Origin of the sequence: Pantoea sp. Taur (genome assembly GCF_009830025.1) — a bacterium.
In the GTDB taxonomy this organism is placed as follows: Bacteria; Pseudomonadota; Gammaproteobacteria; order Enterobacterales; family Enterobacteriaceae; genus Pantoea; species Pantoea communis.
Genome location: NZ_SZZZ01000007.1, coordinates 149,674 through 169,707, shown reverse-complemented (window position 1 = coordinate 169,707; position 20,034 = coordinate 149,674). Strand labels below are relative to the sequence as shown.

Below are 20,034 nucleotides of genomic sequence, written 5' to 3'. Positions count from 1 at the left end.
CGGACAGGCAAACTACCGGGTGATCTCGACCTGAGCTAATTTTTCATAATAGCAAGCCAGCGCACTATGGTCAGATGTGCCCTTGCCGTCGACTTTCAGCGCTTGCATCATTTCCATCACCGCAGCCGTCAGCGGCAGATGCGCGCCAATGCCGTGTGAAGTGTCCAGCGCATTCGCCAAATCCTTGATGTGCAAGTCGATGCGGAAGCCTGGCTTGAAGTTACGATCCAGCACCATCGGCGCTTTGGCATCGAGTACCGTGCTGCCTGCCAGCCCACCACGAATCGCCTGATAAACCAGTTCTGGGTTCACACCGGCTTTGGTTGCCAGCGACAGCGCTTCGGACATCGCCGCGATGTTCAGCGCCACAATCACCTGGTTCGCCAGCTTAGTCACATTGCCTGCACCGATATCGCCGGTGTGCACCACGGAACCCGCCATGGCTTTCATGATGTCGTAGCACTGGTCGAATACCGCTTTATCGCCGCCAACCATCACAGACAGCGTGCCCTCAATCGCTTTTGGCTCGCCGCCGCTGACCGGCGCATCCAGCATCTTGATGCCTTTTTCTGCCAGCGCATCGTGCACTTCACGGCTGGCCAGCGGCGCAATCGAACTCATGTCGATCACAATCAGTCCTGGCTTCGCACCTTCGATAATCCCGTTGGCGCCGAGGCAAACCTCTTTCACCTGCGGTGAGTTCGGCACCATGGTGATCACCACATCAACCTGTTCGGCGACCTCTTTTGGCGTTTTCGCCACGGTAGCGCCCAGCTCCACCAGCTCGGCTTCATTGCTGACGTTGTGGTCACGTACCACCAGTGAATAACCGGCTTTCACCAGGTTTTTACTCATCGGTTTGCCCATAATACCGAGGCCGATAAATCCAATTTTCATTGCCTTTCCTCTTCGTCAGTTATTTCTTAAATTTGTCGCACAGCGCCTGCGTGGCGTTGCGGAAAACACCGAGATCGCTGCCCACGGCAACGAATGTGGCGCCCCATTCGAGATAACGGCGCGCGTCGGCTTCCACCGGCGCCAGAATGCCGCTTGGCTTGCCCGCCGCTTTGGCACGTTCAAAGATGTGTTTGATTACTTTCAGCACTTCAGGATGTGCAGGCTGACCGAGATAGCCCATCGCCGCCGAGAGATCGCCCGGTCCGACAAAAATGCCATCCACGCCGTCAACGGCAGCAATCGCATCGATGTTATCCACCGCCTGCTGCGTTTCGATCTGCACCAGCACTGTGATGTTGTCATTGATGGTGGCGTTGTAATCCGGCAGCGTGCCGTACATATTGCTGCGGTGCGAAACCGACACGCCGCGAATGCCCGCTGGCGGATAACGCGTTGACGCCACGGCGCGAATCGCCTCTTCCTCGGTCTCCACAAACGGCACCAGGAAGTTGTAGAAACCGATATCCAGCAGGCGTTTGATGATGATGGGTTCGTTGCACGGCGGACGCACCACCGGCGCACTGTGGCTGCCCTTCAGCGCCATCAACTGCGGGATAAAGGTGGTGATGTCGTTGGGCGCGTGTTCGCCATCCAGCACCAGCCAGTCAAAACCCGCCAGACCCAGAACTTCGGTGGAAATCGGGCTGGCAAGTGCGCACCAGCTACCAATCAGGGTTTCCCCTGCCTGCAAACGGCGACGAAAGTGGTTCGGCCAGGCATTGCTCATTGTCTTTACTCCTGTCTGTTACAACAGGCGCCCGCACGGGGCGCCGGAAACGTTAGCGCACCAGGCACGGACGCTTGTTATCGAAGGTCCAGTTCGGCACGAGGTACTGCATCGCCTGCGCATCGTCGCGCGCGCCCAAACCGTGTTTCTGATACAGCGCATTGGCCTGCATGACCTGATCCATATCCAACTCGACACCCAGACCCGGTTTTTGCGGTACCTGTACCATGCCGCCCTTGATCTGGAACGGCTCTTTGGTCAGGCGCTGATTGCCCTCCTGCCAGATCCAGTGAGTATCGATGGCGGTAATCGCGCCCGGCGCGGCAGCGGCCACGTGGGTGAACATTGCCAGCGAAATATCGAAGTGGTTGTTAGAGTGCGAACCCCAGGTCAGGCCGAAGTCATGACACATCTGCGCCACGCGCACTGAACCTTGCATGGTCCAGAAGTGTGGATCCGCCAGCGGGATATCCACCGATTGCAGAGACAGCGTGTGGCCCATTTGGCGCCAGTCGGTGGCGATCATGTTGGTGGCGGTCGGCAAACCGGTCGCGCGGCGGAATTCTGCCATCACTTCGCGGCCGGAATAACCCTGCTCGGCCCCGCATGGATCTTCTGCGTAGGCCAGCACGCCTTTGAGTTGTTTACCGAGCAGAATTGCCTCATTCAGCGACCAGGCACCGTTGGGATCGAGGGTGACGCGTGCCTGCGGGAAGCGTTTAGCCAGCGCCGTGACCGCTTCGGCCTCTTCGCCACCGCGCAGCACGCCGCCTTTCAGTTTGAAATCGTTGAAGCCATATTTTTCATAGGCGGCTTCCGCCAGACGCACCACGGTATCCGGCGTCAGTGCCTCTTCATGACGCAGGCGATACCAGTCGCACTTGTCTGTTTCCTGGCTCTGATAAGGCAGCGACGTTTTCTTGCGGTCACCGACGTAGAACAGGTAACCCAGCATCTCCACGCGGTCACGCTGTTGGCCATCGCCGAGCAGCGAGGCAACGTTGACGCCCAAATGCTGACCGAGCAGATCCAGCAGCGCCGCTTCAATGCCAGTCACCACATGGATGGTGGTACGCAGGTCGAAGGTCTGATTGCCGCGTCCGCTGGAATCGCGGTCGGCAAAAGTACTGCGAACCAGGTTAAGGATGTTTTTGTACTCACCCACGGTCTTCTGCACCACCAGCGCCGCCGCATCTTCCAGCGTCTGACGAATTTTCTCACCGCCGGGAATTTCACCCACGCCGGTGTGGCCCGCGTTATCCTTGATGATGACGATATTACGGGTGAAGAACGGTGAATGGGCGCCGCTCAGATTCAGCAACATGCTGTCATGACCGGCCACCGGAATGACCTGCAGCGATGTGATTTTTGGTGTCTGACTCATTTCCTGCTCCTTATGCATGACGGCGACCGAAGGCCGGGCGCTTGCGGTCGAATGACCAACCGGGAACCAGATACTGCATCGCCGTGGCGTCGTTACGCGCGCCCGCCGGCAGTGATTTGTAGAGGGCATTGGCCTGATGCAGACGATCCCAATCCAGCTCGACGCCGAGGCCGGGCTTATCCGGTACGGCAATCTTGCCGTTGCGGATTTGCAGCGGCTCTTTGGTGAGGCGCTGATCGCCTTCCTGCCAAATCCAGTGGGTATCGATAGCCGTCGGTTTGCCCGGTGCGGCAGCGCCAACGTGGGTAAACATCGCCAGCGAAATATCGAAGTGGTTGTTAGAGTGGCAACCCCAGGTTAAGCCCCAGTCGTCGCACAGTTGCGCTATGCGTACCGCACCGCTCAGCGTCCAGAAGTGCGGATCGGCCAGCGGGATATCGACTGAGTTGAGCATCACCGCGTGATTCATCTCGCGCCAGTTGGTGGCAATCATATTGGTGGCGACCGGCAACCCGGTGGCACGGCGGAACTCCGCCATCACTTCACGGCCGGAATAGCCCTGTTCGGCCCCGCACGGATCTTCAGCATAGGTCAGCACCTCGCCCATGCCTTTGCACAAGCCAATCGCTTCATCCAGCGTCCAGGCGCCGTTAGGGTCGACGGTAATGCGCGCATCCGGGAAGCGTTTTTTCAATGCGGCAGCGGATTCCATCTCCTGCTCGCCCGGCAATACGCCGCCTTTCAATTTGAAATCTTTGAAACCGTATTTGTCCTGTGCCGCTTCCGCCAGGCGCACCACCGCATCTGGCGTCAGCGCTTCCTGATGACGCAGGTGATACCAGTCATGGCTGGCGCCTTCACCGGTCAGGTACGGTAGATCGGTTTTGCGACGATCGCCGAGATAGAACAGATAACCGAGCACGGTGACTTCATCGCGCTGTTGTCCCGGACCGAGCAACTCGGCTACCGGTACGCCCAGACATTGACCCAACAAATCCAGCAGTGCCGCTTCCAGCGCCGCCACCGCATTGACACGCAGTTCGAAGGTCCAGGCACCTTTACCAAAGGTATCGAAATCCGCCGACTGATTGCCTTTGTGCACCTGCTGCACCAGGCGGTTCATGCGCGCCACCTGCTGGCCTTTGACCTGTGGAATTGCCTCCACCAGCGTTTGGTAGATCGTTTCGCCACCCGGCGCTTCACCGACGCCGGTATGACCATCACTGTCGGTCAGTACCACAATGTTGCGGGTGAAGCAGGCGCTGTGCGCTCCACCAATGTTCAGCAACATGCTGTCGTAACCGGCAACCGGAATCACCTGCATATCGGTGATCACCGGGCTACTTTGCGTATTCATAGTTCGTCCTTATGCTCGGTGTTTCAGTTCAATACGTTTGATATCACCCGTGATGAACAGGAAGCTAAACGCAGCGACGAAGGCGTGGATCCCGACATAAATCAGCGCACCTTCGAAAGAGCCAGAAGCGGCGATGATGTAACCGATAGCAATCGGCGTCACGATGCCGGAGAAGTTGCCGAACATGTTGAACAAGCCACCGCTCAATCCACTGATCTCTTTCGGTGCGGTATCCGCCATCACTGCCCAGCCCAGCGCACCAATACCTTTGCCGAAGAACGCCAGCGCCATAAACAGCACCACTACCCACTCAGTTTCGGTGTAGTTACACATCACCATGCTGATAGAGAGCAGCATGCCAACCACGATGGGGGTCTTACGTGCAACGTTCAGCGAGCCAGTTTTGCGCATCAGGTAATCGGAAATCACGCCACCTAACACACCACCGAGGAAGCCACAGATGGCCGGAATCGAGGCGATCATGCCCGCTTTAAGAATCGACATGCCGCGCGCCTGCACCAGATACACCGGGAACCAGGTAATAAAGAAGTAGGTCAGCGCGTTAACGCAATATTGTCCGAGATAGATACCCCACATCATGCGGGTCGAAAGCAGCTGTTTGATTTGATACCACTTCTCATCCCAGCTCACTTTGCGGTCGGCTTTTTTGGCATCCATGTTGATCAACGCGCCGCCCTGCTCCATGTACTCCAGCTCAGCTTTGTTCACACCCGGATGATTGTTCGGATCGTGCATGAACTTCAGCCAGACGAAGCTGAGGATGATGCCCAGCCCACCCATAAACCAGAACACGTGCGCCCAGCCCACTTCGGCCACCAGCCAGCCCATGATCGGGGCGAAGATCACCGTGGCAAAATACTGCGCCGAGTTGAAAATGGCCACGGCGGTACCACGCTCTTGTGCCGGGAACCAGGCCGCAACAATACGGCTGTTACCCGGGAACGACGGGGCTTCAGCCAGACCGACCATAAAGCGCAGCAGGAACAGTGAAACGACGATGCCGAAGCCACTGAACAGATCGACAAAGCCCTGCAGCAAGGTAAACAGCGACCAGAGGAAAATGCTCCAGAAGTAAACGCGTTTTGAGCCAAAGCGGTCGAGCAGCCAGCCGCCAGGTATTTGTCCAATAACGTAAGCCCATGAGAAGGCGGAGAAGATATAGCCCAGACCGACCGAATCAAGGCCGATATCTTTAGACATCGCGGAACCGGCAATCGAGATGGTTGCACGGTCACCGTAGTTGAATGATGTGACGATAAATAACATCACCACAATCCAGTAACGGGCGTTGGTGCGTTTTTGCACCGCTTCCGCTGTCTGGCTGAAACTATTCATGATGCACTCCTGAAATATAGCGAACGCTACATTCACTCTGACTGCATACACATCGCGTTGGGTATCAGAATGATGTCGGGTTAAACACGGCGATTGTTGTTATGGCAAAACGATGATGCGTCGTGACGAATAACCAAACGTTGAAGAACGAGAATCAGTATAGGAACAGCCAAACCACGAGGCATTGGAAGAACGCATGATGATGAACATTGATTCATGCTGATTTTATGGCAATTGCACATATCCCTGCGGCGTAGCTCACGGAACCTGATTTTTCACCCGTAGATTGATTAAGAAGCAGCCAGCCAACGTGCGCTTTGTGAGTCTGTTCACTTGTATTTGGATAAACGAACCAAACTCAGGTAATAAAACCCCAAAAAGCCAGTCAGTTGCACAATGCGCAGGCCAATACCCCTGCATATACTGAGGCTGGCAAAAAATGATGACGTGACGGAAGCATTTACAACGCGCTGCCATGTACAGCGCGACGAACTGGAAGGTGAGCAATGAACCGACCGCTAACAGAGAAACCGCTTTATATAAAAGTACACGACGCCGACAACGTGGCGATCGTGGTGAATAATCAGGGTTTGCCTGCGGGTACCCGCTTTGAGGATGGCCTGCAGCTCACCGAACACGTGCCGCAAGGACATAAAGTGGCGCTGGTGGACATTCCTCAAAACGGCGTCATCCTGCGCTACGGCGAAGTGATTGGCACCGCCTTGCGCCCGATTGCGCAAGGGAGCTGGATTGAAGAATCTCTGGTGGCGCTACCCGAAGCGCCTCCGCTCAACAGTTTGCCACTGGCGAACAATGTGCCCCCCGCTCTGCCACCGCTCGAAGGATACACCTTTGAGGGTTATCGCAACGCCGATGGCAGCGTAGGAACACGCAATCTGCTCGGTATCACCACCAGCGTGCACTGTGTCGCTGGCGTCGTGGATTACGTGGTGCAAATGATCGAGCGCGATCTGCTGCCACGCTATCCCAACGTTGATGGTGTAGTGGCACTGAATCATCTTTATGGCTGTGGTGTGGCGATCAATGCGCCCGCTGCGGTGGTGCCGATCCGCACTATCCATAACCTCGCGCTGAACCCCAATTTTGGGGGCGAAGTGATGATCGTCAGTCTCGGCTGCGAGAAGTTACAGCCGGAGCGTCTGCTGACCGGCACGCCAGATGTGCAGGCCATCTCGCTGGATGATCATGACATTGTGCGTTTGCAGGATGAACGGCATGTTGGTTTCGGCGCGATGGTCGATGAAATTCTTCAGGTGGCTGAGCGCCATCTGAAAAAACTGAATTTGCGCCAGCGCGAGACCTGCCCGGCATCAGAACTGGTGATTGGCACGCAGTGCGGCGGCAGCGATGCATTTTCCGGCGTGACGGCCAATCCGGCAGTCGGCTTTGCTTCTGATTTGCTGGTACGCTGCGGCGCCACCGTGATGTTCTCCGAGGTCACCGAAGTGCGCGATGCAATACATCTGCTGACGCCGCGCGTGGTCGATGAAAATGTGGGTAAACGTCTGCTGGAAGAGATGGCATGGTATGACGATTACCTCAGCCAGGGACAAACCGACCGCAGCGCCAACCCTTCGCCAGGCAATAAGAAAGGTGGACTGGCGAACGTGGTGGAGAAAGCGCTCGGTTCAATTGCCAAATCAGGCCGCAGCCCGATTGTGGAAGTATTGTCACCAGGGCAGCGCCCAACAAAGCGCGGTTTGATCTATGCAGCGACACCGGCCAGTGATTTTGTCTGCGGCACCCAACAGATGGCCTCGGGCATTACCTTGCAGGTGTTCACCACCGGTCGTGGCACGCCCTACGGTTTGGCTGCGATTCCGGTGATTAAGATGGCGACGCGCAATGCGCTGGCGGAGCGCTGGCACGATTTGATGGATATCAATGCGGGCACCATTGCGACGGGTGAAGAGAGTATTGAGCAGGTGGGCTGGCGGTTGTTTGAGTTGATACTGGAGATTGCCAGTGGTCGCAAACAAACCTGGTCCGATCGCTGGGGCATTCGTAATCAGCTGGCGGTGTTTAATCCGGCGCCGGTGACCTGAGTGCGATCTCCCCCTCTCCCAACAAGGGAGAGGATGCAATCTGGCGCGCCTGAAACATCATCATCATATTTTCAGGCCGTTCAGATTGCCGCTTGCCAAAGACGAAGCGAAGGCAGAATTACAGCAGCTTACCCCAGCTCTCAACCCACGGCGTGGTCACTGACTCAGGCTCAGGATCTTCAGTGGCATCCACCAGCAGCACATCACCGATGCGTTTGGCACTTTGCTCCTGCAAGGTGGCATCAAAAGTTTTACCCGCGCCGCAGAAGTTCTCATAGCTGCTATCACCCAGTGCAATCACGCCGTAGCGAAGCTCTGGTTGATAACCCACTTCATCGCGTATCTGCACATACAAGCGGGCAATATTGTCCGGGAAGTCGCCCTGGCCGGTGGTGGAGGTGACAATCAGAATGACCTCCTTGCTGTAAGCCTGCCAATCCGCCAGTGACGCATCCTCAAAAACTTTCACTTCGTGGCCCTGCTCTTCCAGTACCGGCTGCGCTTCTTCCGCCACCAGCAATGCATTGCCGTAAACCGTACCTGTAAAAATGCCAATCTTTGCCATCTTGCCGCTCCTTTATTCTGTTGGCTTATCCTGGACTGCCTCGTCGGCAAACTCAACCCTGGGAACCTCAGGGATCTGATCCTGCCAGCCAAACTGTTGCAGCATGCCTTGCCAGACGCGATCGAGCCCGGCGCGAATCACCAGAGGTTCTCCGGTGACCGGATGCGTCAGACTCAGCGCACTGGCATGCAGCATCAATCGATTCATACCAAAGTGCTCTGCTGCCCCCCGATTCTGCCGCAAATCACCATGGGCGCTATCGCCAATAATCGGGTGGCGCAGATGCACCATATGGCGGCGAAGCTGATGTTTACGGCCGGTATGCGGCGACATCTCCACCAGGGTATAACGCGCGCTGTCGTAACGGCTGATCGCCACCGGCATTTCTACTTGCGCCAGTGAGCGATAATCAGTGACGGCAGGCTGCGCGGTACGTTCCTGAGTCGCGAACTTATCGGCAATCTTATCCAGCTCTTCGACCAGCGGGTAGTCGAGCGTCGCGCTGCCATCCAGCCAACCACGCACCACCGCATGATAGGTCTTCTGCATTTTATGCTGCTCGAACTGCTGTGACAGTAGATGCGCCACTTCGCTGGAGAGCGCCATTAACAGTACGCCGGAGGTGGGGCGATCGAGGCGATGCACGGTAAATACGTGCTGACCAATTTGATCGCGTACCGTTTGCATCACCACCACTTTTTCATCGCGATCGAGCCAACTACGATGCACCAGCCAGCCTGACGGTTTGTTGACGGCGACCAGCCATTCATCTTGATAAAGGATTTCCAGCATTAAGAGGTCGGGTCCTGAAAAAGCGCATCAAACTGGCCTAATGTCAGCAACAGGACCGCATGGCCGGGTGTGGTGGCAGGCAACGCCACTTCATAGTAAGGCGTGACAGAGAAATTTTGCGGAAGCGGCACTCCGGCTTCGATTAACGCATGGAAACGTGGGATGAGTACCCACTGCAGCCACTCCAGCGGCTCCATGGTATTGAGGCAAAAAGGCTCGGTGCTGGCGAAGGCTGCCGGCTCAGGGGATTGCGTCTGCCAGTGGCCGTGTTCGCGCATCACCGCTTCGATCTGCTGCAGCTGTTGAATAATCATTTGCGACGACATACGCCACCTCCAGAGAAAAATTGGGCGGCAAGCATACCATTAGTCGTTCAACGTGCAAAAAAGGCATAAAAAAAGGGAGCACTGTGATTACAGTGCTCCCGGTTTCGTTCGCAGCATTCCCGCCACCGCTGTGCTCCCTGCTCATCCATGACAACTTGTCCTCTGCTTTCCATTGCCTGTCATCGTGACAGTTATCCTTAGCATCCTGGCCCACCACCATCCACGTGGCTCTCATTCTCCGTCCTGGAGGTGTCCCTGACTCAATCCTGAGTGTCCTGCTTCATCCTGAAGCCTTCCATGTGCCGTAAACTCCGTTACGTTCCTGCCTCCTGGCTGACATTCTCCTGAACGTCTCTTTATCCCCAGCATCCTGCCAGTGGTGACTATTCTGTCAGAAACCATCGTAATAACAAGTTAGTAAGACGCGTTAATAGATTTCTCACACTACTAATTTTAGGAGTGATGCCATAAGCTTATGATTCACAATATTTTTACATCTTTGTTTTCCGGATAGCTGCAAGATGATCTAGCGATCTCTCACACCTGATGTGAGAGATCTCTTACAAACTTAACCTGTGAAATCTGCTAATCAGGCTTTAACCGGTTGTAAATCATTAAGAAATGTCTGAATGCTTGCCGCCAGCACCTGACGCTTTTTACTACCAGGCTGTTCCAGAATCACTTCACCGGAAAGATTACACAGAGCAATCACATCCTGCTCCGATTCAGTAGTGGCAATAAATAATGTTGGACTCTGTTTTAAGCGGCGCTTCATGACCAGATGGCCAATCAGATTCTCCTGCAAGCGGGTAAAGTCTGATTCGCTCCACACCTGTAACAACGTTATCGGCTGCTGTTGAAAGGTTGCGGTCATATCGCCGGCAAACTGCGAGGTGTAAAAAGCACTGATTTCCGATTGCAACTGAATATCCAGTGCCCACTCGACGGCTTCCAGCGTGGCTGGCAAGGTGAAGGGCTGTGGTTGCCACAGCACACAATCATCCAGCGTGCTGACAATACAAGGGGATGGCACACCCAGCAGATCCGAACTGGCGGGCAGATGTCCAGCCTGCTGCTGCCAATGTTGCACATAACGGGCGGTAAACTCACGCAGGGCGTCTGCGGTTTGCTGCATCATTCTTCTTCTCGCTTGTGATCGGTTACACTTAGCCACTTTGATGGAATTTAGTGGTAACCGATATGTCTTCTGAAAACCGCGATCAGGCGTTAAGCGGCCTGACGTTAGGTAAGCCCACGGCTTATGTTGATCGCTACGATAACACGCTGCTGCAATCGGTGCCGCGCAGCCTGAATCGCGAACCGCTGGGGCTCTACCCGGATAATCTGCCGTTCCAGGGCGCAGATATCTGGACGCTGTACGAACTCTCCTGGCTCAACAGCAAAGGCGTGCCGCAGGTGGCGGTAGGCGAAGTGGTACTGCGCGCGGACAGCGAAAACCTGATCGAGTCCAAGAGCTTTAAGCTCTATCTTAACAGTTTTAACCAGACGCGTTTCGCTGACTGGGGCGAAGTGCGCCAGACACTCGAGCGCGATTTGCGTGCCTGCGCCAATGGCGAGGTCAGCGTGGCGCTGTTCCGTCTGGGCGAAGTGGAAGGACAGCCGATCGGCCATTTCAATGGCGATGTCATTGACGAGCAGGATATCGAGATTCACGACTATGCTTTTAACGCCGATTATTTAGTGCAGGCTGCGGGCAGTGAAGTGGTGGAAGAAACGCTGGTGAGCCATTTGCTGAAATCCAACTGTCTGATCACCCATCAGCCCGATTGGGGCTCTGTGATGATTCGCTACAAAGGCCCACGTATCGATCGTGAAGCCCTGCTGCGTTACCTGATCTCATTCCGTCAGCACAATGAATTCCATGAACAGTGCGTTGAGCGCATTTTCAACGACATTCAACGCTTTTGCCGACCAGAAGCCCTCACTGTTTATGCACGTTATACGCGCCGTGGTGGACTGGATATTAATCCGTGGCGCAGCAACGTTCCCTTCTCTCCCGGGTTTTCCCGCCTGGTCCGTCAGTAACAGATTGCGAGACGCCTCGCAGGCCGCAGCACGGATGCGCGGTTCCACTTGAGCATTCACTGCGTACAACGTTACTCTGTCAAAGGCGCTAAGGTCTAAACCTGCGTCCCGAAGGATTTTCGTCACTGCGTTCAGCAAGTTAAGCGCAGCGTCACCCGCCACGCATTTGCGTGTAAAGGAGTTCTCTTGATTACACATATCAGCCCGCTTGGCTCAATGGATCTGCTCTCCCAGTTGGAAGTCGACATGCTGAAGCAAACGGCCAGCAGCGACCTTTACCAGCTTTTTCGCAACTGCTCACTCGCGGTGCTCAACTCCGGCAGCCAGACCGACAGTAGTCAGGAACTGCTCTCCCGTTTTGAAAATTTCGACATCAACGTGCTGCGCCGTGAACGCGGCGTCAAACTCGAACTGATTAATCCTCCGGAAGAAGCCTTTGTTGATGGCCGTATTATCCGCTCATTGCAGGCCAACCTGTTTGCCGTGTTGCGCGATATTCTGTTTGTGAATGGACAGCTTGAGCGTAGCGATCAGCAAAACGCTGATGATTCCGCTCACATCACGAATCAGGTGTTTTCGATTCTGCGTAACGCGCGTGCGCTGCACATTGGCGAATATCCCAACACCGTGGTGTGCTGGGGTGGTCACTCGATTAACGCGGTGGAGTATCAGTATTGCCGCAATGTCGGTACGCAAATGGGCCTGCGTGAACTTAACATCTGCACTGGCTGCGGGCCAGGCGTGATGGAAGCGCCGATGAAAGGCGCCGCGGTGGGTCATGCCCAGCAGCGTTATCATGACAGCCGTTTCATTGGTCTGACCGAACCGTCGATTATCGCGGCTGAGCCACCGAATCCGCTGGTGAATGAACTGATCATCATGCCGGATATCGAAAAGCGTCTTGAGGCGTTTGTGCGTATTGCCCATGGCATCGTGATTTTCCCAGGCGGCGTCGGTACGGCAGAAGAGCTGCTGTATCTGCTGGGCATTCTGATGAATCCCCATAACAGCGATCAGGTGTTGCCGCTGATTTTGACCGGCCCGAAAGAGAGCGCCGATTACTTCCGCGTTCTGGATGATTTCATCGTTAATACGCTGGGTGAAACCGCGCGTAAGCACTACAAGATCATCATTGATGATGCCGCCGAAGTGGCGCGTCTGATGAAGAAAGCCATGCCGCAGGTGAAAGAGTATCGCCGCGAAACTGGCGATGCATACAGCTTTAACTGGTCGATTCGCATCGCGCCAGAGTTGCAGGTACCGTTTGTACCGACGCACGAAAACATGGCTAACTTGAAGCTGTTCCCGAACCAGCCAGCGGAAAAACTGGCTGCTGATTTGCGTCGCGCTTTCTCTGGTATTGTTGCCGGCAACGTTAAGGAGGTCGGCATTCGCGAAATCCGCGAGAAGGGGCCTTACAAACTGCACGGCGACGCCGACATTATGCATCGCATGGATGAACTGCTGCAGGGCTTCGTCGCCCAGCAGCGTATGAAGTTACCAGGCAGTGCCTACATCCCCTGCTACGAAATCATTAAATAACCCATCAGGAAGGCAGCCTGCGGGCTGCCATTATCACTATGTCGTTTCATCTTCTGATTATTGATGCGCTGAACCTGATCCGCCGTTTGCATGCGGTGCAAGGCACGCCCTGCCGCGAAGCCTGCGTCGCCGCGCTGCATCAGCTTTTAGGCCACACGCAACCGACGCACGTTGTGGCGGTATTCGATAGCCACGATCGTCACCCTGGCTGGCGGCATCAGCTGCTGCCCGATTACAAAGCGGGCCGCCCACCGATGCCGGATGATTTGCAGATGGAGATGCCCGTTATCCAGCAGGCCTTCGAGGCAGTCGGCGTGCCTTGCTGGGTCGCCGATCTCGATGAAGCTGACGATCTCGCTGCCACGCTAGCGGTGAAAATGGCCGATGCCGGACATCAGGCGACGATCGTCTCCACCGACAAAGGCTATTGCCAGTTGTTGGCACCTAATATCCGCATCCGCGATTATTTCCAGAAACGCTGGCTGGACGTGCCTTTCATCGAGCACGAGTTTGGCGTCACACCCGCGCAATTACCCGATTACTGGGGACTGTGCGGCATAAGCAGCAGCAAAATCCCCGGCGTTACCGGCATTGGCCCCAAAAGCGCCCGCGATTTGCTCACGCAGTTTGGCACCCTGGAAGCCCTGTATCAGCAGTTCGATCAGGTTCCGGAAAAGTGGCAAAAGAAATTGCGCGATCACCAGCAGATAGCAGAAATTTGCCGCCAGGTCTCAACGTTAAAACGCAATTTGGTTCTGCAGGGGAATTTAAATACGTTGCGGTATAAGGCTTGAATGGCGGGTGCTGCACCCTCTGCCGCTCTGCCACATAAACACTCGAATCTCTAGATAGGTGGTAAGTGGTAGGTGCAAAAAATTGCGCTCCTACTAATATAACGCGAGAGATCCTGCGAAATAATTTGTGCTACAGCAAGGCGGCAAGTGCGAGAGTCCCCGGGAGCATACGCCAGTATGTGACCGGGGCGAACAAGCGCAGCCAACGCCGCTGTAGTGCAAAGTATGAAGCAGGATCGGCAAGTGCGTGAGTCCCCGGGACCATACATCAGTATGTGACTGGGGCGTATAAACGTAGCCAACGCACCTGTGGCGCGAAGTATGACGGGAAATTTAGCGTTCGTCGCGACGGCCGCCTACAGCCGCCCAAAGCCGGCGCACATGTACAGTAATCTCTTCCCGATCGTGATACAGCTGGCGCGCCTGAATCTGGGCATTCACGCCCTTCTCTTTCAATGCCGCATCCATCATGGCCAGATTTTGCGTCACTTCTTCATAACGCTTTTTCATCGGCAGCTTGAGGTTGAAAATCGCCTCACGGCACCAGCCGTTGACCAGCCACTCCGTCATCAAACTGGCGACGCGAACGGGTTTTTCCACCATGTCACACACCAGCCAACTAATGTTATTGCGCGATGGGCGGTATTTGAAACCGTCTTCACGGCAGTGCGTGACTTGCCCGGTATCCATCAGGCTGGGCGCCATCGGGCCGTTATCTACGGCGTACACCCACATGCTGCGTTTAACCAGCTGATAGGTCCAGCCGCCAGGACACGCGCCAAGATCCACGGCATACATGCCGCTGCCCAGGCGCTCATCCCACTCATCGGCCGGGATGAAGACATGAAAAGCCTCTTCCAGCTTCAGCGTTGAACGGCTTGGCGCATCCGACGGGAACTTGAGGCGCGGGATGCCCATATAGAATGGTGAGTTGTTCTCTGGCAGCGAGTAACCGACATAGCAGGTACCCGGTGCAATAAAGAACACATGAATCACCGGGCGTTTCGGTGATTCGTAGTTGAGCAGGATTTTGCTCTCACGCAGGCTGGCGCGCAGCGGTACGGTTAACTTACGACAGAACTTGGTCAGTTCTTTCGCTTCATTGGTATCCGGCACTTCAACACGCAGCTCACCGCCCTTCTCCACCACACCGGTTAGCATGCCGACAATCGGGGTAATACGATCTTCTGGCGGCAAGTCGCGCAGCAGTTCGCCCACCACCAGCATCTGACGGGCAAAAATCAGCTCGGCAAACGGCAGCGTTTGAATCAGCTTTTCGGCATCTTCCTGCTGATAACACTCATAGAGCACGTAACCAGAATCATCTTTGACACGGGCAAAACCGTAAACTTCACGTTCAGCGGCTTTGGCGCTGATCTCTGCCGCACACTCTTTCTCAAAGCCAGGACGGCAATAGAGTAAAACTTTATTCATGGCGATCCGCCTTTCGTTTAAGACGCAATGCGCCAATCAACATCAAGAACCAGCCAATCAGGAAGAACAACCCTCCCACTGGCGTAACAAAAACCCAAAACTTCAAGTGCGACAACGCTAAACAATACAGGCTGCCACTGAACAACACGGTGCCAAGCGCCAGCGCAGCGCTGCTCCAGTAAAACCAGATATTGGCGCGACGCAGCATGGCCGCACCCAAACCAATCACCGCCAATGTGTGATAGGCCTGATATTCAAGACCGGTATGGATCCACGCCATTTCGGCCGGGCCGAGCGATTTGCTCAGCACGTGTGCCCCAAAAGCACCAAAGGCCACCAGCAGAAATCCGCTGATGGCGGCAAACACAAACATGGCACGACTGGACATTCATTGTTCCTCAGGATGAAACTGCACATCACTGTGCAGCACTCAACACGTTAGTGATCGTAGCGAAAGCGGAATTTTTCTTGTTCAGCTGCGGCTTTTTCCAGGATCCACTGACGAAAGGCGGCTATTTTACCCAGTTCTGCCTGGCTGTCATGACAAACCAGATAAAAAGCATTTTTACTGACTAACACGTCATTAAATGGACAGACCAGCCGTCCAGCTTCAATTTCACTCTGCGCCATCACATTATTAGCCAGCGCCACGCCCTGGCCGTGAATCGCCGCCTGCAGCACCATCGCGCTATGACTGAAGATCGGCCCCTGCTGCACATTAATGTGCTGCAATCCTAGCTGACGGATATAGGATTGCCAGTCGCGGCGCGAAGCATCATGCAGCAGCGTAAAGTGTGCCAGATCGGCGGGCGTTTTAAGCGGATGGTCGCCAGTCAGAAACATGGGCGAGCAGACCGGCAGCAAATATTCGGCATACAGTTTCTCAACCCGCAGACCCGGCCAGTTACCGCGCCCATAGAAAATCGCCACATCAACATCATCGGCCAGTTTCTCTTCATCACGGTCCACCGCCTGAATACGCACATCGATGCCCGGATAAGCCATATTAAAGCTGGAAAGACGGGGTACCAGCCATTGAATGGCAAAGCTGGGCAACAGACTGACGGTTAAGGCACCCTTCGCGCTGCGCGCCTGAAGTTTACGCGTCGCATCGTTGATAGCCGAGAAGATCTCTTTAATATCCAGATAGTAGCTTTGACCTTCTTCTGTCAGTAAAAGCGAACGATTCCTCCGTCGAAATAGCTTAAGACCGAGAAAATCTTCCAGAGATTTAATCTGGTGGCTAACAGCTGCCTGGGTGACAAACAGCTCTTCAGCGGCTTTTGTAAAGCTTAAATGGCGGGCTGCAGCATCGAAGACGCGTAAAGCATTAAGCGGTGGAAGGCGTTTAGACATGGTTTTCCATCAGCGGATTCACAAGGTAACAGTCCGACTTATACAAGGTAGTTACGTATTAGTTATTTTAATCCGAGACATTATAATTTGTCCGTTGAGGAAGCTCCAGCAAATACCTATAGTTGCCGCACTTCCTGAGCCGGAACGAAAAGATTTCTGGAAACGTGCGAGAGATCGCAGACTTTTGGAGAGCTTTTGGCTTGTGGTCGTGATGTTGTGTTTGCATTTTGATCTGACGATTGCAGATCAAGCTTTTAATTCCTGTAGATTTACCCTGTCTGTCCAAGTGATTTTATGCAGCACCGCAAATTGCGGTGCTTTTTTTTGTCCTACACATCCCTGTGCACCCCTTTCGGGCCGTCACTGAAGCGACGTAAAAATTTCTCCGGGAAATTTTTTGGCTTGCTGCTTACTGACCCATCTCAACCATCTCTTTCACATCTGTACGATTGATCTGCTGCTCGTTGCCATTGGCATCTTTATAACTGATCATACCGGTTTCATCGTCAACTTTCGGTTTCCCGTCCGCTACAATGGTGCGACCATCATTGGTATGCATGACATAATTGCTGGAACAAGCAGCCAGGGTAAAGGCCATGGTACACACGGCCAGCACTGCGGCGAGTTTTTTCATCTTCTATCTCCTTGCAGATTGATTGCATTAAACCACCCGCAAGCGCTGATCAGAGGCAGCAAAAAGTGAAATCGACTGGTAAAGGTCGATTCGTTATGCGGGTTGCGGTTCAAACCTTGCAATAAATAGCATAACGCGCTTTTCCAGCTTTGCCAGCGAATCGGCCGGGTTTCAGCCTGGTCCTAAAATTGAATACAGTGGGTTTCGTATGACCATCTTCTCCCCAACCGCCTTCCGTGCGCAGTTTCCGGCATTAAGCGATGCGGGCGTTTATCTTGATAGCGCAGCCACTGCCCTGAAGCCTCAGGCTGTGATCGACGCCACATCGCAGTTCTATAGCTTGAGCGCAGGCACCGTGCATCGCAGCCAGTTCAAATCAGCACGCGACCTGACAGAGAAGTATGAACAGGCGCGCGGCCGGGTGGCCAAATGGCTGCACGCGGGCGATGACCGTCAGATCGTCTGGACGCGTGGCACCACGGAGGCCATCAATCTGGTGGCGCACAGCTGGCTGGCACCGCGCTTACAACCTGGCGATGAAATCGTTGTCAGCGAAGCCGAGCATCACGCCAATCTGGTGCCGTGGTTAAAGGTGGCAAAAGCCGCAGGCGCGAAAGTGGTGAAATGGCCGATTGGCGCGGATCGTCTGCCCGATATTCGTCTACTACCTGATTTGCTAAACGCACGCACTAAGCTGCTGGCGATTGGGCAGATGTCGAATGTCACCGGTGGCTGTCCGGATCTGGCACAGGCGATTACCCTGGCACATCATGTTGGCGCCAAAGTGATGGTAGATGGCGCACAGGGCGTGGTGCACGCGCCCCCCAACGTTCAGGCGCTGGACATCGACTTTTACGCCTTCTCCGCGCACAAGCTGTATGGCCCAATGGGGATTGGTGCGCTGTACGGCAAAGCCGAGCTGCTGGAAGAGATGGATGCGTGGCAAGGCGGCGGCAAGATGTTAACGCACGTCGACTTTAATGGCTTCACGCAGCAGGCGGTACCGTGGCGATTTGAAGCCGGCACGCCCAATGTCGCGGGCGTGGTGGGCCTGAGCGCGGCGCTGGAATGGCTGTCGCATCACCACGCTGAAAAAGCAGAGATGTGGAGCCAGCAACTGGCCAGCCTCGCCGAAGAGCAATTAGGCGAGATTCCCGGCTTTCGCAGTTTCCGTTGTGGTAATGCCAGTCTGCTGGCGTTTGATATCGCGGACATTCATCACAGCGATATTGTCACGCTGCTGGCAGAGCAGGATATTGCGCTGCGCGCCGGACAGCACTGTGCACAGCCTTTAATGGCGGCACTGGGTGTCAGCGGCACCCTGCGCGTATCCTTCGCCCCCTATAATAATTTGCAGGACGTGGATGCGCTGGTGCGCGCCATGCATCATGCCGTCGACCTGTTGAGTGAATAACATTATGACCACCCTGATCGGCCCACATCCGTTTGGCGATGTGATTACTGAAGCCAGCCTGACCGAAAAATTTACCCATTTTCATCAGTGGGAGGATCGCTATCGCCAGCTAATCCAGCTCAGCCGCCAGCTGCCTGCTCTGGAAGAAGAGGTGAAGACGGCAGAGATCGAGCTGAGCGGTTGCGAAAATCGTGTCTGGCTGAGCAGCCAGCTGCTGCCAAATGGCACGCTGCACTTTTACGGTGACAGTGAAGGCCGCATCGTGCGCGGTTTGCTGGCGGTGCTGCTGACGGCGGTGGAAGGCAAAACGCCAGCCGATCTGTTAGCACAGGATCCGCTGGCGTTGTTTGATACTTTAGGCCTGCGTGCGCAGCTTAGCGCCTCACGCAGCAGTGGCTTAAAAGCGTTGGCAGATGCAGTGCAGCGCCACGCGCGCGCGCATCAAGCAGCCTGACGCGCCGCGCGTGCGAGGAATTTCTTCAACGCGTGCGACACCGCGATAAACCCGAAAGTGGCGGTCACCATGGTGGCCGCACCGAAGCCCGCCGCACAATCCATACGTTTCGGGCCTTCTGCGGTGCTTTTGGAAGTGCAGACACTGCCATCCAGCTGCGGATACACCAGCGCTTCCGTCGAAAACACACAATCAATGCCCAGCTTACCTTTGCTGTTTTTGATCACGCCAAAATCACTCTTCAGGCGCTCACGCAGTTTTGCCGCCAGCGGATCCTGAATGGTTTTGGCTAAATCGCTGACCTGAATCTGCGTCGGATCGATCTGCCCGCCCGCACCGCCAGTGGTGATCAACGGAATCTTGTTACGACGACACCAGGCAATCAGCGCGGCTTTCGGGCGCACACTGTCAATCGCATCAATCACGTAATCAAAACCGGCTGACAGCATTTCAGCGGTGTTATCCGGCGTGATGAAATCATCAATGCAGATCACTTCGCACTCAGGATTTATGGCGCGAATACGCTCCGCCATCACCTCGGTTTTCGCTTGTCCTACTTTTCCTTGCAGGGCGTGGATCTGGCGATTGGTGTTGGTAATGCAGACGTCGTCCATATCGATCAGCGTGATTTTACCAATCCCGGTGCGCGCTAACGCTTCGGCGGACCACGAACCGACACCGCCGATACCAATCACACAAAAATGGGCGTCGGCAAAACGCTGCAGCGCCTCTTCCCCATACAGACGTGCCGTACCGCCAAAACGTTGCCGCCAGGCATCGCTGACTACTTTCATATCAAACCTTTTGATGCGGTGCGCATGAATACGCAC

The 20,034-nt window shown here is 55.0% G+C and carries 20 protein-coding genes; 6 read left to right on the top strand and 14 right to left on the bottom strand.

Annotation, left to right across the window (positions count from 1 at the left end; genetic code table 11):
• Window positions 1–12: 12 nt before the first annotated feature.
• From garR to FD744_RS12155, 5 genes are read right to left on the bottom strand one after another with little or no spacing between them, the layout of a single operon-like run.
• Window positions 13–897, bottom strand: coding sequence for a 2-hydroxy-3-oxopropionate reductase (gene garR, locus FD744_RS12175; RefSeq protein ID WP_034823058.1), 885 nt, complete (start codon window positions 895–897; stop codon window positions 13–15).
• Window positions 898–916: 19 nt separating this feature from the next.
• Window positions 917–1,684, bottom strand: a complete 768-nt coding sequence (gene garL, locus FD744_RS12170; RefSeq protein WP_097117971.1) for a 2-dehydro-3-deoxyglucarate aldolase — start codon at window positions 1,682–1,684, stop codon at window positions 917–919.
• 52 nt (window positions 1,685–1,736) lie between these two features.
• Window positions 1,737–3,068: a glucarate dehydratase gene (gene gudD / locus FD744_RS12165; RefSeq protein ID WP_058961510.1), complete on the bottom strand. Its 1,332-nt coding sequence runs from the start codon at window positions 3,066–3,068 to the stop codon at window positions 1,737–1,739.
• 10 nt (window positions 3,069–3,078) lie between these two features.
• Entirely contained in the window at window positions 3,079–4,425 is a 1,347-nt protein-coding gene (locus tag FD744_RS12160; protein ID WP_160868335.1) for an enolase C-terminal domain-like protein, read from the bottom strand.
• Window positions 4,426–4,434: 9 nt separating this feature from the next.
• Window positions 4,435–5,781 carry an MFS transporter gene (locus FD744_RS12155; RefSeq protein WP_058961512.1) on the bottom strand — a complete coding sequence of 449 codons (1,347 nt, stop codon included), beginning with the start codon at window positions 5,779–5,781 and terminating at the stop codon, window positions 4,435–4,437.
• A gap of 506 nt (window positions 5,782–6,287) precedes the next feature.
• Here FD744_RS12155 and garD point away from each other — a divergent pair.
• Window positions 6,288–7,847, top strand: coding sequence for a galactarate dehydratase (garD, locus tag FD744_RS12150; RefSeq protein WP_160868334.1), 1,560 nt, complete (start codon window positions 6,288–6,290; stop codon window positions 7,845–7,847).
• Window positions 7,848–7,965: 118 nt separating this feature from the next.
• On the opposite strand, the gene FD744_RS12145 is transcribed toward garD, so the two are convergent.
• From FD744_RS12145 to syd, 4 genes are all read right to left on the bottom strand, one after another.
• Window positions 7,966–8,412, bottom strand: a complete 447-nt coding sequence (locus FD744_RS12145; protein ID WP_160868333.1) for a flavodoxin — start codon at window positions 8,410–8,412, stop codon at window positions 7,966–7,968.
• A gap of 12 nt (window positions 8,413–8,424) precedes the next feature.
• Window positions 8,425–9,204, bottom strand: a complete 780-nt coding sequence (gene truC / locus FD744_RS12140; RefSeq protein WP_045816417.1) for a tRNA pseudouridine(65) synthase TruC — start codon at window positions 9,202–9,204, stop codon at window positions 8,425–8,427.
• Window positions 9,204–9,530 (bottom strand): YqcC family protein, encoded by a 327-nt coding sequence (locus tag FD744_RS12135; RefSeq protein ID WP_058961516.1) that lies wholly within the window; start codon window positions 9,528–9,530, stop codon window positions 9,204–9,206. The genes truC and FD744_RS12135 overlap by 1 nt, the downstream gene beginning before the upstream one ends.
• A 589-nt stretch (window positions 9,531–10,119) precedes the next feature.
• A complete protein-coding gene (gene syd, locus FD744_RS12130) occupies window positions 10,120–10,668 on the bottom strand; it encodes a SecY-interacting protein (RefSeq protein WP_160868332.1) in 549 nt (182 codons plus the stop codon).
• Window positions 10,669–10,730: 62 nt separating this feature from the next.
• Between syd and queF the strand changes: the two genes are divergently transcribed.
• The 3 genes from queF (at window position 10,731) to xni (ending at window position 13,912) form a co-directional block, all read left to right on the top strand.
• Window positions 10,731–11,576 carry an NADPH-dependent 7-cyano-7-deazaguanine reductase QueF gene (gene queF / locus FD744_RS12125; RefSeq protein WP_160833100.1) on the top strand — a complete coding sequence of 282 codons (846 nt, stop codon included), beginning with the start codon at window positions 10,731–10,733 and terminating at the stop codon, window positions 11,574–11,576.
• A gap of 186 nt (window positions 11,577–11,762) precedes the next feature.
• Window positions 11,763–13,118 carry a nucleotide 5'-monophosphate nucleosidase PpnN gene (gene ppnN / locus FD744_RS12120; protein WP_160868331.1) on the top strand — a complete coding sequence of 452 codons (1,356 nt, stop codon included), beginning with the start codon at window positions 11,763–11,765 and terminating at the stop codon, window positions 13,116–13,118.
• 38 nt (window positions 13,119–13,156) lie between these two features.
• Window positions 13,157–13,912, top strand: coding sequence for a flap endonuclease Xni (xni, locus tag FD744_RS12115; protein ID WP_160868330.1), 756 nt, complete (start codon window positions 13,157–13,159; stop codon window positions 13,910–13,912).
• A 333-nt stretch (window positions 13,913–14,245) separates the two neighbouring features.
• Here xni and rlmM read toward each other — a convergent pair whose 3' ends face one another.
• From rlmM to FD744_RS12095, 4 genes are all read right to left on the bottom strand, one after another.
• On the bottom strand, window positions 14,246–15,346 hold the full coding sequence (gene rlmM, locus FD744_RS12110) for a 23S rRNA (cytidine(2498)-2'-O)-methyltransferase RlmM (RefSeq protein ID WP_045816413.1): 1,101 nt from the start codon (window positions 15,344–15,346) through the stop codon (window positions 14,246–14,248).
• Window positions 15,339–15,734, bottom strand: coding sequence for a DUF423 domain-containing protein (locus FD744_RS12105; RefSeq protein WP_034823080.1), 396 nt, complete (start codon window positions 15,732–15,734; stop codon window positions 15,339–15,341). Before FD744_RS12105 ends, rlmM begins: the two co-directional genes overlap by 8 nt.
• Window positions 15,735–15,784: 50 nt before the next feature.
• Window positions 15,785–16,702, bottom strand: a complete 918-nt coding sequence (locus FD744_RS12100) for a transcriptional regulator GcvA (protein ID WP_045816412.1) — start codon at window positions 16,700–16,702, stop codon at window positions 15,785–15,787.
• Between the two features lie 409 nt (window positions 16,703–17,111).
• The gene (locus FD744_RS12095) at window positions 17,112–17,336 is read right to left on the bottom strand and encodes a YgdI/YgdR family lipoprotein (RefSeq protein ID WP_034823084.1); all 225 of its coding nucleotides are present in this window, start codon (window positions 17,334–17,336) and stop codon (window positions 17,112–17,114) included.
• A gap of 208 nt (window positions 17,337–17,544) precedes the next feature.
• Between FD744_RS12095 and csdA the strand changes: the two genes are divergently transcribed.
• Window positions 17,545–18,750, top strand: a complete 1,206-nt coding sequence (gene csdA / locus FD744_RS12090) for a cysteine desulfurase CsdA (protein ID WP_160868329.1) — start codon at window positions 17,545–17,547, stop codon at window positions 18,748–18,750.
• Window positions 18,751–18,754: 4 nt separating this feature from the next.
• Window positions 18,755–19,204 (top strand): cysteine desulfurase sulfur acceptor subunit CsdE, encoded by a 450-nt coding sequence (gene csdE / locus FD744_RS12085; protein ID WP_202403494.1) that lies wholly within the window; start codon window positions 18,755–18,757, stop codon window positions 19,202–19,204.
• Here the strand turns inward: csdE and tcdA are convergent.
• Complete coding sequence (tcdA, locus tag FD744_RS12080; RefSeq protein WP_160868328.1) at window positions 19,192–19,998, bottom strand: tRNA cyclic N6-threonylcarbamoyladenosine(37) synthase TcdA; 807 nt, start codon at window positions 19,996–19,998, stop codon at window positions 19,192–19,194. The two genes, csdE and tcdA, sit on opposite strands and share 13 nt — an antisense overlap.
• Between the last annotated feature and the right edge of the window lie 36 nt (window positions 19,999–20,034).